Origin of the sequence: Streptomyces sp. NRRL S-646 (genome assembly GCF_000720765.1) — a bacterium.
In the GTDB taxonomy this organism is placed as follows: Bacteria; Actinomycetota; Actinomycetes; order Streptomycetales; family Streptomycetaceae; genus Streptomyces.
On sequence record NZ_JODC01000007.1, the window covers coordinates 243,773 to 256,980 of the forward strand.

At 72.0% G+C, this 13,208-nt stretch carries 10 protein-coding genes and 1 pseudogene; 7 read left to right on the forward strand and 4 right to left on the reverse strand.

Features of this window, described 5'->3' with window-relative positions:
* Positions 1-92: 92 nt before the first annotated feature.
* Positions 93-1,208 carry an N-methyl-L-tryptophan oxidase gene (gene solA, locus IH68_RS0116625; protein ID WP_030935543.1) on the reverse strand — a complete coding sequence of 372 codons (1,116 nt, stop codon included), beginning with the start codon at positions 1,206-1,208 and terminating at the stop codon, positions 93-95.
* Positions 1,209-1,480: 272 nt separating this feature from the next.
* Between solA and IH68_RS0116630 the strand changes: the two genes are divergently transcribed.
* On the forward strand, positions 1,481-2,230 hold the full coding sequence (locus tag IH68_RS0116630) for an IclR family transcriptional regulator (RefSeq protein WP_030935546.1): 750 nt from the start codon (positions 1,481-1,483) through the stop codon (positions 2,228-2,230).
* Between the two features lie 120 nt (positions 2,231-2,350).
* Here IH68_RS0116630 and IH68_RS0116635 read toward each other — a convergent pair whose 3' ends face one another.
* A complete protein-coding gene (locus tag IH68_RS0116635; protein WP_030935549.1) occupies positions 2,351-3,907 on the reverse strand; it encodes a hypothetical protein in 1,557 nt (518 codons plus the stop codon).
* Between the two features lie 316 nt (positions 3,908-4,223).
* On the opposite strand from IH68_RS0116635, the gene IH68_RS0116640 reads away from it, so the two are divergent.
* The gene (locus IH68_RS0116640; RefSeq protein ID WP_030935552.1) at positions 4,224-5,828 is read left to right on the forward strand and encodes a PucR family transcriptional regulator; all 1,605 of its coding nucleotides are present in this window, start codon (positions 4,224-4,226) and stop codon (positions 5,826-5,828) included.
* Positions 5,829-6,013: 185 nt separating this feature from the next.
* On the opposite strand, the gene IH68_RS0116645 is transcribed toward IH68_RS0116640, so the two are convergent.
* The gene (locus IH68_RS0116645) at positions 6,014-6,916 is read right to left on the reverse strand and encodes an EamA family transporter (RefSeq protein ID WP_030935555.1); all 903 of its coding nucleotides are present in this window, start codon (positions 6,914-6,916) and stop codon (positions 6,014-6,016) included.
* 69 nt (positions 6,917-6,985) lie between these two features.
* Here IH68_RS0116645 and IH68_RS0116650 point away from each other — a divergent pair, with 69 nt between their 5' ends.
* Complete coding sequence (locus IH68_RS0116650) at positions 6,986-7,888, forward strand: LysR family transcriptional regulator (protein WP_037884882.1); 903 nt, start codon at positions 6,986-6,988, stop codon at positions 7,886-7,888.
* A 118-nt stretch (positions 7,889-8,006) separates the two neighbouring features.
* Positions 8,007-8,300 carry a hypothetical protein gene (locus IH68_RS0116655; RefSeq protein ID WP_030935561.1) on the forward strand — a complete coding sequence of 98 codons (294 nt, stop codon included), beginning with the start codon at positions 8,007-8,009 and terminating at the stop codon, positions 8,298-8,300.
* 8 nt (positions 8,301-8,308) lie between these two features.
* On the opposite strand, the gene IH68_RS0116660 is transcribed toward IH68_RS0116655, so the two are convergent.
* Positions 8,309-10,213, reverse strand: a complete 1,905-nt coding sequence (locus tag IH68_RS0116660) for an ABC transporter ATP-binding protein (RefSeq protein ID WP_234341382.1) — start codon at positions 10,211-10,213, stop codon at positions 8,309-8,311.
* A gap of 200 nt (positions 10,214-10,413) precedes the next feature.
* On the opposite strand from IH68_RS0116660, the pseudogene IH68_RS55205 reads away from it, so the two are divergent.
* From IH68_RS55205 to IH68_RS0116675, 3 genes and pseudogenes are all read left to right on the forward strand, one after another.
* A pseudogene (locus IH68_RS55205) lies at positions 10,414-10,798 on the forward strand (aldo/keto reductase); the annotation flags it as partial.
* A 229-nt stretch (positions 10,799-11,027) separates the two neighbouring features.
* Positions 11,028-11,951, forward strand: a complete 924-nt coding sequence (locus IH68_RS0116670) for an LLM class F420-dependent oxidoreductase (RefSeq protein WP_030935567.1) — start codon at positions 11,028-11,030, stop codon at positions 11,949-11,951.
* An 87-nt stretch (positions 11,952-12,038) separates the two neighbouring features.
* A complete protein-coding gene (locus tag IH68_RS0116675) occupies positions 12,039-12,863 on the forward strand; it encodes a DUF1684 domain-containing protein (RefSeq protein WP_030935570.1) in 825 nt (274 codons plus the stop codon).
* Positions 12,864-13,208: the final 345 nt, after the last annotated feature.

Sequence of the window (13,208 nt, forward strand, 5' to 3'; positions counted from 1 at the left end):
CCTCCGCTCGGCCGAGAAGGCACAGACCGGCCCGGACACTGCCGCGCACCTTCGCGCAGGGCTCAGCACGCAGAGCGCCGACGGACAGGACGTCAGTCACGGCGGAAGTCGGTGGGCTGCGGCGAGGTGCCGTCGAGGGCGAGGTCGGCGGCGATGTCGCCGAAGGCGGGCGAGAGCTTGAAGCCGTGGCCGGAGAATCCGGCGAGCAGGACGACGTTCTCGGCGCCGGGCAGCGGGCCGACCAGCGGGCGGCTGCTCTCGGTGTAGCCCTCCATGTAGACGGAGAGGCGGATCGGGTCGGGGTCGAGGTCCGGCAGGTAGCGGCCGATCAGCTCGGTGAAGATCTCCAGCTCCGCCGGCTCCACCGTCCGGTCCAGCCGGTTCGGGTCACCGGCCGGGCGGTGCAGGGCGCGGGAGAGGCCGAGCTTCACGGAGACGCCGTCCGGGGAGGGCAGGCCGTAGCAGTGGGTGGGCGCGGTGCGGATGAAGGCCGGGCGCTCCTCGCCGGACCAGGCGTCGACGGTGGGCACGTACCAGGCGCTGATCAGCCGTCGGACGTCCACCTCCCACGGCAGGTCCGGCAGCAGGTCGTTGACCCACGGGCCGGGGCTGACCACGGCCGCGTCGAAGCGCTCGGATCCGGTGTCGGTGCGGATCTCCACGCCGTTCGGGAGAGGGACGATCTCACGGACTGTGGTGTAGCGGTGGATACGCGCGCCCAGTTGCTCGGCGCGGCGGGCGGCGGTCTGGATCGTCAGCTCGGGTCGGATGAAGCCGGCCCGGCGGTCCAGTACGGCCGCGTCGCCGTCCTCGATGCGGAACTGCGGGAAGCGCTTCGCCAGGGATTCCGCGTCGAGCACCTCGTGGTCCAGGCCGTGCTCGGCGATGGACTGAAGGACGGTGGCCATCTGCTGGTGTGCGGTCGGGCCCATCAGCAGGCAGCCGGTCAGGCGGCGCAGTTCGCGGCCGGTCTCCTGCTGGAGCTGTTCCCACAGTCCGTCCGCGTGCTGGAGCAGCGGCACATAGCGGGAGTCCTCGAAGTGGGCGCTGCGGAAGATCCGGGTCTCGCCGCCGGCGGCGCCGCGGTCGTGGCCCGGGGCGAAGCGGTCGTAGCCGACCACCTCCGCTCCGCGGGCCGCCAGGCGCCAGGCGGCCTGGCAGCCCATCGTTCCGACGCCGACGACGGCAACGCGCTTGCTGGCTGACACGAAGGTTCCTTTCGTACGCCGGGGGCAGAAGTGCTGAACGCCCGGTATGCGGACTCTTGGCTTCCGGCGGAGGCGGCCGCTGCGGATTCGGCGGCTACGAGGTCGCGTCTGGCGCTGTCCGGAGCGATGGGCTCAGGTCGCTCTCTTGAAGGACCGTGCCACATTGTGGAACGCTGTGCTAGAATCTGGCACGAGCTTGACAGTGGCTTTCGGAGGGAGTCAAGGGGTGTGCGCTAGGGATCCGCAGAGTTAACGGGGGAAATCAGATGGAAATGAAGAGCGTCACGAGGTCACTGCGGATCCTTGAGGCAGTGGCGCAGCACCAGCCGGTGACCGTGGGGGAACTGACCAAACTCTTCGGGCTGCCCAAGTCGACCGTGCAGCGCACCCTGGTCACGCTCAGCGAGGCGGGATGGCTGCGCGCGAACCGCAAGGACACGACACGCTGGGAGATCGGCGCCCGGGTGCTCGCCGTCCGGCCTGCGGCACTTCAGGGATCGAGCCTGTTCGCGGCCGCGCGGGAGCCGATGATCCGGCTGCGGGACGCGGTGAACGAGACCATCCACCTGTCGGTGCCGGACGCCTTGCAGTGCATGGTGGTCGTGGACCGGGTGGACTGCGATCACGCGGTACGGACCTTCCACACCATCGGCGACACGTCGCCGCTGCACGCCACGGCCACGGGGCGCGCGATTCTCGCGCATCTGCCCCCGGCCGACGTGGACGAACTCATCTCGCGCGGCCTGGAGAGCTACAGCGAGGACACACCGGCCGACGCGGATGCGCTCCGTGCGGAGCTGCAGCGGGTCCGGGCCGACGGCTACTCCGTCAACCGCAACCAGTACCGGCCCGACGTCTGCGCCGTGGCCGCGGCGATCCTGGACGACGACGGCACGACGCCGCTTGCCTCGGTGGCCGTGTCCATGCCGGATTCCCGCTACGAGGCCGAGCACCTGCCGGAGTTGGGCCGGCTGGTGGCGGACACGGCGACGGAGATCGGAGCGCGGCGCCGGGGGGCGTGAGGGGGCGGTTCGGCCGCACCTCAAAGGGTCGCGGGGCTGCCCTGACATGCGGCTCCGCCGCGCGGGCGCGACCAGCCACAGCGCACCCGCAGACAATTCACCGCACACCCCGCGGAGCGCTCAGCTCTTCTGCAGGGCGCGACTCACGCCCGCGATGACGGCCGTCGTCAGCACCCAGCCGAAGGCGATCAGCAGATAGGCCAGCCACTGGAGGGTGCCGCTCGTCCAGTACCAGGTGGTGCGCTGGCCCAGACCGCCGATCGGGATCAACAGGTCGAGTGTGTAGACGAGGGGCTGGAACCGCGGCCCCTCGCCCGCCTGCACGCGTGTGGGAGTGTGAGCGCGGAACGTCAGGGTGCCCAGCAGGGTCAGCACGAGCAGCCAGACACCCGCCAGCCAGGGGCGGTAGCCGTAGCCGACGGTGGCGTCCAACAGCTGCCCCCAGGCGCGGGCCGCCGGCCGCAGCGTGCGCCGCCGGTGCCGCTGCTTGGCCAGCAGCACCCGGCGGGCGTCGTCGTCGTGGCCGGCCTTGCGGTACCAGCTCGCCAACTGCTCGTACGGCTGGGGGCTGTAGCCGGGGCTGCGTCGTATCCACCGCAGACGGTGGGCCACGGAGTCCGGCCGCCCCACCGCCTCCCGCCGTTCGCCCGCCACAGCCACCCTGATGGAGCCGTAGACGAAGCCGTCCAGCTCCACCGTCTGCGGCCAGCTGTGCTCGCTGTCGTGGAGATACGACACCTGTGCGCCCCGCAGATCCACTGTCCCGGACGGCGGGCGGGCGAGGGTGAGGTCGAAGTCGACGGCCTGCATGAGCATGCAGAGCAGGGCCGGACCGTCGCCGTCGGGTGGCCCGTTCAGGACGGCGCCCTCGAAGGTCACGTTGTCGGAGACCCGGGTGCCGCGCAGGCGGACGGTGCCGTTCGCGGTGAACCCCCGGGAGAACTCGAGCGTCGAGGCCACGGCGTTGTCCAGGGCGAGGGCAACACCCCGCGGGCCGGGGCGCTCCAGCCGCGCGCCCCGCATGAACAGCCCGCCCGGCAGCTGCGCCCCCAGCAGCCGGACTTCACCGTGTGCGACGAAGCCGCCCCCGCAGAAGACACCCCCGTCCGTGACCAGGCCACCGGCCGACAGGGCCCACCCCTCGGGCGCGAGCAGTTCTGCCTTGTTCAGGATCACTCCGCCGGTCACATGAGTGTGCGTGAGGGAGAGAGCGCTGAGCTCCCGGTGGAAGGCGGAGACCGGGCCGGCCTCCACGGTCGACCGGAGCAGGTCGAGACGTCCTTCGATACGGGCCGACCCGGCTTCGAGCCCGGGCACCCGGCTGCCGGTGATCGCGACGGTCCGGGTCTCGGCCCCGAAGAGGCTGACGTCCTGCTCGAACCAGCAGTCCTCGAACCAGAGGGGGTGATCGATCCGTGCGCCGGCCAGGTTGATCCGGCCGGAGATCCGCGCGCCCGCGAGGGTCAGAGCGCCCACCGCGCCGGGCTGCGGGGAGTGCGCACCGAGCAGCAGCGCGACGATCACCTCGGCCCGGACGGTACGCCCGGGACCCCACTGCCCGCCGCCGGCCACCCGGTCGTCCTCGGCCACACCGGACCGCAGGTCCACGCGGCGCCCTTCGGGGAACGCGTCCCACAACTCTCGTTCCGGTGGAGTCAGTTCGTCGTATGACAGCACACGGACAGGGTAGTGATCTTTCCTCGTCGGCGGCCTGCCCCTGCGCGCTCCCGGCCTGGCTCACCTCACCGGGATCGCGAGGTACTGGTACTACAGGAACTCCTCGGGTGCTCCGGTCCTACGAGCGTCCCGGCCGCCGCGCGGCGGCCACAACGCCTGAACTGTCCGGCCGGAGCACCGTGTTCGGACGTTGTGTCAGCCGCGCTGCGCGGCAATGCGCCGATTCGGGGCGCCCGGACGCGGTCCGGTGCCTCTTGCGCAGGTCAGCGCCGCTTGTCACAGTGTCCAGGCAGGCAGGCCGATGCCCGGAGGCTCCATGTGTGAGAACGCCGACACGGCAAGCCGTCCGTTGACGGTCGCCGACGCGCTGGCCCTGCCCGTGCTCGCCGCGGGGCAGCCGCAGGTCGTCACCGGGGTGGACCGCCTCGACCGGCGGGTGCGCTGGGTCCACATGACCGAACTGACCGACCCGGCGTCCTTCCTCAAGGGCGGCGAACTCGTCCTGACCACCGGCATGCCCCTGCCCGAGGAACCGGCCGCGGTGCGGCGGTACGTGGACGAACTCGCCGACGTCGGGGCGGCAGCGCTGGTCATCGAGCTGGTACGGCGCTACCACCGGCCGCCCGAAGCACTTGTCGACGCCTGCCGGGCCCGCGGTCTCCCCCTCGTCACGCTCGCGGCGGACGTCAACTTCCTGGAGGTCACCCAGGTCGTCCATGCCCTTCTGCTGGGCAACCAGACGGACGCGATGCGCCGTACCCAGCGCATCCACGAGGCGTTCACCGCGCTGACGCTGCGCGGTGCGGGGCCCGAGGACGTGGTACGCGCGGCGGCGGAGATGAGCGGCCGTACCGTCGTGCTCGAGAACCTGGTGCACCAGGCGCTGATCTGCGAACCCTCCGGCAGCACGATGGAGGAGGCGCTCACCGGCTGGGAGCAGCGCTCCCGGGGCGTGCCGTCCCGCGAGCGCACCGAGGTGTGCGGCGGCGAGGGCTGGCTCGTCGCGCCGGTGGAGTACCAGGGCGAGCGCTGGGGCCGCGCCGTGATGCTCCCGGCCCGCAAGGGGGACTTCGGGGCCGAGGACGTCACCGTGCTGGAGCGGACCGCGATGGCCCTGACCATCGCCCGCCTCATCCACGCCACCCCCTGGGAACGCACCGCACACCGCAGCGCCCTGCGCGAGCTGGCCGAACAGCGCCACCACTCCCCCGAGGACGCCCGCGCCCGCTTCGCCGCGCTGGGCCTGCCCGCCGAGGACTGCGGCTTTCTCGCCGTACTGGTGGGCACGCGCGCGGCGGACGACGCTGCGGAGGGCCGGCTGTCCGAGGAGCTGCGGGCCGCAGGGGTGCCGGCCCTCGTCGGTGTCCTGGCCGCAGGCCGGCTCGGCATCCTTCTCGCCCTGCGCGCCACCCGGCCGTGGCGGCCGACGGTCGAGCGGCTGAGCCGCACCGCGTTCGCCCTCGATCCGGAGGCGGTGGTGAGCGTCGGCTCCGAGGTCACGCAACTCGCCGACGCCGCCCGCTCGTTCCGCGAAGCCGGCCGCGCGGCGGAGGCGGCCCTGCCCGGACTGCCCCTGCCCGAGGGCCGTTCCTACCACGAACTGTCCGACATCGGTCTGCGCCGCCTGCTGTATGCGCTGCGCGAGGACATCCGCGTCCAGGACTATGCCGAACGACAGCTCGGCCGACTCGTCGACCACGACACCCGGCACGGCACGGACCTGCTGACGACCCTGCGCCACTACCTCGACTCGGCCGGCAACAAGACCACCGCGGCCCGCCGCGGCGACCTGTCCCGGGAGACCGTCTACCAGCGCCTGCGCACCATCGAGAGGCTGCTGGAGTGCGACCTGGAATCGGGCGAACAGCGCACCGAACTGCATGTGGCGCTGGCCGCCCTGGACGTCATGCGGGCACGTTGACACAGCCCTCGCGTGCCGTCCTCGACCATGGTCCGGTGTCCCGCAGCGGCATAGCCCGGCCGTCCGCCTGACAACCCACCCCGCGGGGCGCCTCAGCGGCCGCCCGTGCCGACCATGGCCCGAAAGCCTTCGCCGATACGACCGCCATGCCGCCGCCCACCTCACAACCCACACCGCGGGGCGCCTCAGCGGTTGCCCGTGCGTACCGCGCCCACGCTCGCCGTGACGACCAGCGCGATCGCGGCGCACTGCGGCAGCGACAGCGCCTGGCCCAGCACCAGATAGCCCGCCAGAGCGGCAAGGGCGGGCGCCAGGCTTGTCAGCACCGCGAACGTCGCCGCGGGCAGTCGGCGCAGGGCGAGCAGTTCGAGGGTGTAGGGCAGTGCCGAGCTCAGCAGGGCGATGACCAGGCCCAGGCCGAGCACGGTGGGCTCCAGCAGCGTGCCGCCCGCCGCTCCGATGCCCAGCGGCAGGCTGACCAGTGCGGCGACGGTCATCGCGATCGCCAGGCCGTCCAGCCGCGGGAAGCGGGCGCCCGCGCGGGAGTTGAGCACGATGTACGCCGCCCACATTGCGCCGGCGCTCAGCGCGAGGGCCACACCGGCGACGTTGAGCCGGTCGAAGCCGTCCTCGCCCAGCAGGAAGACCCCGGCCAGCGCGAGTCCGGCCCACAGCAGGCCGGCGGCGCGGCGCGAGGCGAGAACGGACAACAGGAGCGGGCCGAGCACCTCGACGGTGACCGCCGCACCCAGTGGGATGCGGTCGATGGCCTGGTAGAAGAGCAGGTTCATGCCCGCGAGGGCCAGACCGAACCCGCATACCACGGCCCAGTCGGCGCGCGAGTGCCCGCGCAGCCGCGGCCGGGTGACAACCAGCAGCAGCACCGCGGCGAACGCCACCCGCAGGGCGACCGCCCCGAACGCACCGGCGCGGGGGAAGAGCAGCGCGGCGCAGGCCGACCCGAACTGTACGGACACCGCTCCGGCCAGCATCAGGCCGACCCCGCCGAGGCTGCCGCGGCCGGGCGCATGACGGACGAGGACGGGCGCGGGCGTCGCCGCGGACGAGGTGCGAGCGGTGGAGGTCATGCCGTCCACGCTAGGAACCCGGCTGCGGCCTGTGAAATGCCGATTCGGCTGCGGTTATGCTCCGGAGGCATGACCATCGAGCTGCGGCATCTGCGGGCCTTCCTCGTCATCGCCGAGGAGGGCAACATCACCCGTGCCGCGGCCCGTCTGCGGCTGAGCCAGCCCGCCCTCTCCCGCACCCTGCGCCAGCTCGAGGACCACCTGGGCGGCCGCCTCGTCGACCGCTCCACCCACCACCTCGAACTCACCGCCGAGGGCCGCACCTTCCGCGACAAGGCCACCGCCGCTCTCGCCGCCGTGGACACGGCTCTGGACGCGCGCAGCCTGCGGAGCTGGCCGCTGCGTCTGGGCCACCCCTGGGCGGCGCTCGGCGACCACACCATCGCGCTGCTGCGCCGCTGGGACGAGACCCACCCGGACGTACCGCTGCACCTGCTGCGCATCGACGACCGTACGGCGGGCCTCACCCAGGGCAGGGTCGACGCGGCCCTGCTGCGCGGCACGGTCCCCGCGGCCGGGCTGCGCACGGAGCTGCTGGTGTCGGAGGAGCGGGTGGCGGTGATGTCGGCGGACAGCCCGCTGGCCGCACTCCCCCAGGTCACCCTGGCGGACCTCGCCGCCCATCGGATCGCCCTCAACACCGTCTCCGGCACCACGACGATGGACCTGTGGCCGGCCGCGGCCCGCCCCGCCGGCACCCTCGAGGTCACCAACACCGACGAGTGGCTCATGGCCATCGCAGCGGGCCGCGCCGTGGGCATCTCGACGACGGCCACCCCGGGCAACCACACCCACCCGTCGCTGGTCTTCAGGCCGCTCGTGGACGCGCCGCCCGTGCCGGTCGTCCTCGCCTGGCGCGAGGGCCCCGGACACCCGGCCGTCCCCGACCTGCTGGCGCTCAGCCGGGAGGTACTGGCGGACGGAACGGCCGGTCAGCGGGCCGGTTCGCCGACCCCACCGCCGGTGGAGTAAGTGCAGTTCACCCTGGTCGGCCGTGCGACGCTGGTCTTGGGCTCGGGTCAGGAGGCGGCCATGACGTGAGACAGCCTTCCGCTTCCAGCTGGCGGGGGCCGCGCCCTGCGCGCCGGCCGTGTCGACCTTCGCGATCATCGCCGCGGCCCGGGAATCGGGCCCGTTCGACTGTCACAACCTGCTCACCGACATGATCACGCTGCAGGCGTTCAACGGCTCCGCCGCAATGACCGCGCTGCTGCTGGGGGCGGTCGTCAGCGAGCGGATCCAGACCCGGCAGGAGCTCGCCCGGGCCTGCGGGCAGTTCGCCGACATGGTGGCCAGGATGGCCACCGGAGACCTCCGCCCCGCGCTTCCCCACCGGCACAACAAGAGGGAAGGGCAGGGCGGACAGGCCCCCAGACGGGCGTGATCCGCCGGTCAGTGCAGGTCGGCGCGGGCGGGGCCGTCTTCCAGGGCAGTGTCTTCCAACGCGGTGTCTTCTGTCGCAGTGTCTTCCACGGCACTGCCTGCGACGCCACCGTCGTCCACGGCACCGTCGTCGAGGAACCCGCCCGACTGGTGCTGCCACAGCTTCGCGTAGGCGCCCTCCGCTGCGAGCAGTTCCTGGTGCGTGCCCTGCTCGACGATCCGTCCGCGGTCGAGTACGACGAGCCGGTCCATGCCGGCGACCGTGCTCAGCCGGTGCGCCACCACGAGCGCCGTCCGACCCTCCATGAGCCGCCACAGCGCCTCCTGGACGAGGACCTCGCTCTCGGAGTCCAGGGCGCTGGTCGCCTCGTCGAGCAGCAGGATCGGCGCGTCCCGCAGGATCGCCCGGGCCAGGGCGACCCGCTGGCGCTGTCCGCCGGACAGCTTGATGCCGCGCTCGCCCACCATGGTGTCGAAGCCGTCCGGCAGCACGTCGGCGAACTCGGTGACGTGCGCCGCCTCGGCTGCGCGGCGGATCTCGGCGTCGGTGGCGTCCGGCCGGGCGAAGGCGATGTTCTCCTTCAGCGTGCGGTGGAACATCGCCGGGTCCTGCGGCACGTAGGCGATCAGGCCGCGCAGGTCGGCCTGGCGCATCCGGCTGATGTCCTGACCGCCGACCAGGATCCGGCCGCCATCGATGTCCATCATCCGCAGGAGGAGGCGCGACAGTGTGGTCTTGCCGCCGCCCGAGCGGCCGACGAGCCCGATCTTCGTCCCGCTGGACACGGCCAGGTCGAGCCCCTGGAAAAGCGGATCCCCTCCCCCGTGGGCGAAGGTCACCCGCTCGAAGCGGACGTCGGCGGGCCCCGGCAGCAGCGGCTCCGGCGACGGCGGGTCGAGCACGGTCGGCGGAACCAGCAGCAACTCGGTGAACTGCGCGGCCTCCGTCATCGAGCTCTCCAGGCGGCGGTAGATCTGGTTGAACTCGAACATGATCTTCGTGGCGTTGCTGTAGTACGTGAACGCGACCACGACCGCCTCCACCCCGTGCTCACCCCCGCCGAGCGCGACCGCGAGCAGCAGGCCCAGCACATTGGTCAGTACGGACATCGGCGCGACCAGCGTGTCGATGCGCAGGTTGCCGTAGTCCCACGACCTCAGCGTGAGCCGCCGCGAGTGGGCGACGCGGGTACGGTGCTCGGCGGCCTCGCGGCGCTCCGCGGCGAACGCCCGGACCGTGTCCATGTTCATCAGACTGTCGGCGACATGCCCCGACACCCGGGCGATCGCCTCCTCCCGCTGGTCGACGAGGCGCTGGCGGCGCCGGATGAGCGGCGCCACGCACAGCGCCGTCACCGCGATCATCGCCAACAGCCCGACGACGAGCAGCGGTTCGTAGCGCCACAGCACCACCGACCCGAACAGCAGCGGTACGAGGCTGCCCGTGACGTTGAACGTCAGTGTGTCGGCGAACTCCTCGAAGCGGGAGGCAAAACTCAGCACCCGCTTGGTGAGGGCACCGGCGAAGTTGTCGTGGAAGAACGCGGCGTCCTTGGCGAACAGCTCGTCCATGCCGAGCACGTACAGGTGCTCGATGCCGAGGGCGTCGAGGCGGTTCAGGCAGTGCAGACCGATCCGCCACAGCGCCTCCGCCAGCAGCAGGACACCGGCGAAGGCAAGGACGTACGGCAGCGTCGAACCGATCCCGATACCGGCGTCGCCGGCGATACGGCCGACGAGCTTCGCGACGACCAGCGGCGCGATGTAGCTGATCCCGATGTTGCCGAGTGCCGGGAGCAGCATGCCGGGCACGGCCCACAGCCGAAGCCGGCCCAACTCCCGTCCGTAGTAACGAAGTGCGAGGAGCACAGCGCCCCTGCGCGGGGGCACCTTGCTTGCTTGAGGTAATCCCATCCCGATCCCGTGTGGTTGTGCGGCGGGATGGGAGTGTCCCGCGACGACACCCACGGCGTCCAAGCGTTTTCCGGGCTGATGGGGCCTTCGCCCCATGTGTCACTCGGGCGCGACGGCCACAACGGTTTCCCGGCAGACAGGGCCGCTCGGCGCTCCTCCGGTCGGCTGCGGGCCGGCTCAACCGTCCTGTTCGGTCTGCCATCCGCGAGGTCACCGAGAACAGTCTGCGCCACCTCGGCACCGACCACATCGACGTCCTCTACCAGCACCGCATCGACCCGGACGTCCCCATCGAGGACGTGGCCGGCACGGTCGGCGAGCTGATCGCGGAAGGCAAGGTGCGCTACTTCGGCCTAAGTCCTCCCGGTCGTCCGCGAGTTGGGCATCGGTTTCGTGCCCTACTCCCCGCTGGGCCGCGGCTTCCTCACCGGCGCGATGAAGCCGGCCGGCGAGTACCCGGCCGACGACATGCGCAGCTGGGACGAGCGCCGGCAGCCGGGCAACCACGAGAAGGACCTGGCCGCCGTACGCGAGTTGACGGCCCGCGCGGAGGACAAGGGCATCGCGGTGACCCAGCTCGCCCTACGGCCTCAATTACGAGAACGAGTTTCGAACACGGCGGCCGACCGCCACGTCCAGATCGTCGCCGCCATGGTGCGCGACGGGCTGTGACACCGGGACCGGTCGCCTGAACAGGAGCGATGCGGGCAGGGTCAGCGGTCGAAGTCCTCGGGGCAGCCGCCTCACACGACTGACATGAAGCTGTCACACACGGAGCGGAATGCGGGTTCACCAAGCGTCCGTTCTGACTGACATGACTGTGGGAGTAGCACTCAACGCATCCGACGCACAGAACCAGGTCGACGCCACCGTGCAGCTGGCCCAGGAGGCCGCGGAAGCCGGGCTGCGGTCGGCCTGGTTCGGTCAGACCTTCGGCGCGGACTCACCCCAGCTCGCGGCGATCGTCGGACGCGAGGTGCCCGCACTGCAGGTGGGGACCTCCGCGATCCCCGTCTTCGGCCGCCACCCGCTGCTGGTCTCCAGCCAGGCCCAGACCGCCCAGGCCGCGACGCACGGCCGCTACCACCTCGGTCTGGCCCTGGGCACGAAACTGCTGACGGAGACCGGCTTCGGCCTGCCCTTCGAACGCCCCATCGCCCGCCTGCGTGAATTCCTCACCGCACTACGGCAGTTGACCGCAACCGGCACGGCCGACTTCCACGGCGAACTGCTCACCGCCACCACTCCGATCCCTGCGCTCGTCCCGGGCGCCGGGAGCGGCGTCCCCCTGTTGGTCGCCGCGATGGGGCCGCAGGCGCTGCGGGTCAGCGGTGAGCTGGCGGACGGGATCCTGCCCTATCTGGCGGGACCGCGCGCCCTGGCGGAACACATCGTCCCCGCTCTGACCGCAGCGGCCGAGGCCGCCGGCCGTCCCGCGCCCCGGATCGTGGCCCTGGTGCCCGGCGTGGTCACGGACGACGTGGACGGGGTGCGGGCGAAGGCCACCGAGAACCTCGCGTTCTACGAACAGATCCCGTCCTACGCCCGCGTCATCGAACTCTCCGGCGGCCGACGGGCGGCCGACCTGGCCGTGATCGGCGACGAGAAGACGGTCGAGGCCGAGGTACGGCGTTACCGGGACGCCGGCGCCACCGAGGTCGTGTTCTCGGGCACCGAGATCGCCGGCGAAACGGACCGCCGGCGCACCTGGGCCCTCCTCGGCGAACTGGCCGGCTGAGCAAGCCCGTCGACCGCCCGAACCTCAGCTCCCCTGCACGCCCGTACCCCTGCGCGAGGCCGAGCCTCGCGGGACGAAGGAGACCGTATGACCATCGAGGCCACCGCAACCGACCTCCAGACCTTCACCGAGAACTGGCTGGACTGGTACCGCGCTCAGGAGGCCCGGCTCGCCGACCCGCACGGTTTCCTGGCGATCACCGGCCAGCACTGGCTCGACGACCGGCCGCAGCGCTTCCCCGACGCACCCGGCGCCTGGCACACCGGCCCCGAGGGAGTCGTCGTCACCCTCGCCGAGGACGAGGAACTGGTCGTCGACGGAACCCGGGTGCGCGGTGAACACCGCTTCGGCGTGCTTCCCGAGCGCAGCGACGTCCACGCAGTCTGGGGAGACGCCGTCATCGAGGTCGCCAAGCGCGGTGGCAACGACATCGTTCGCCCCCGGCACCCGGACGCGCCGCTGCGCACCGCATTCATCGGAACACCCGCCTACGCGCCCGACCCGCGCTGGGCCGTGACCGGCCGGTACATCCCCTTCGACGAGCCGCGGCCGACCACCGTGGGCGCCGCGGTCGAGGGCCTTGAGCATGTCTACGACGCTCCGGGCAGGGTCGAGTTCGAACTGGACGGGCGGCAGCTGTCCCTGACCGCGTTCCCGGGACGTGGTGCGGGCAGTCTGATGCTGCTGTTCACCGACGCGACCTCCGGGGTCACCACCTACGCCGCCAACCGGTCCCTGGCACTCGATCCGCCCGCCGCCGACGGCACGGTGGTCCTGGACTTCAACCGCGCCGCAAACCTGCCCTGCGCGTACACGGACCTGGCCACCTGCCCGCTGCCCCCGGCCGAGAACCGGCTGCCGGTGGCCATCGAGGCGGGCCAGAAGATCCCCCACGAGCGCGGCGGTTCCTGAGCACCACTGCCTTCCGACCGGGATGCCGACGGAGAGTCGGAGACGACCGCCGCCCTTCCGGCCGGGATGCCGACGGAGAGTCGGAGACGACCGCCGCCCATGGTCGACATGGACGACGGCCGCCCGGCGCGAGGAATCGCACTCTCCCCTGGTACGGCATCTCGCGCGGGATCGTCCTCGCGACCTGGGGCGTGCGGGAGTCCGCCCCAGCTCGAAGCCGCCGCGAGGACGAGGGCTGGGCCTTGCGGATCGTGCGCCGTGCAGGCAGCCCTCGGCACCGCTGGTCGGGTAGCCGGATTTCCGGTCCGAAACCCTGAACGTGGCAACAGCAGGACCGACGGGGCG

Excerpts from the sequence above, each read along its gene's own strand:
- IH68_RS0116650 (WP_037884882.1), top strand. The coding sequence starts at position 6,986 with ATGACCATCGAGCTGCGGCATCTGCGGGCCTTCCTCGTCATCGCCGAG.
- IH68_RS0116670 (WP_030935567.1), top strand. The coding sequence starts at position 11,028 with ATGACTGTGGGAGTAGCACTCAACGCATCCGACGCACAGAACCAGGTC.
- IH68_RS0116640 (WP_030935552.1), top strand. The coding sequence starts at position 4,224 with ATGTGTGAGAACGCCGACACGGCAAGCCGTCCGTTGACGGTCGCCGAC.
- IH68_RS0116675 (WP_030935570.1), top strand. The coding sequence starts at position 12,039 with ATGACCATCGAGGCCACCGCAACCGACCTCCAGACCTTCACCGAGAAC.
- IH68_RS0116660 (WP_234341382.1), bottom strand. The coding sequence starts at position 10,213 with ATGGGATTACCTCAAGCAAGCAAGGTGCCCCCGCGCAGGGGCGCTGTG.
- IH68_RS0116630 (WP_030935546.1), top strand. The coding sequence starts at position 1,481 with ATGAAGAGCGTCACGAGGTCACTGCGGATCCTTGAGGCAGTGGCGCAG.
- IH68_RS0116645 (WP_030935555.1), bottom strand. The coding sequence starts at position 6,916 with ATGACCTCCACCGCTCGCACCTCGTCCGCGGCGACGCCCGCGCCCGTC.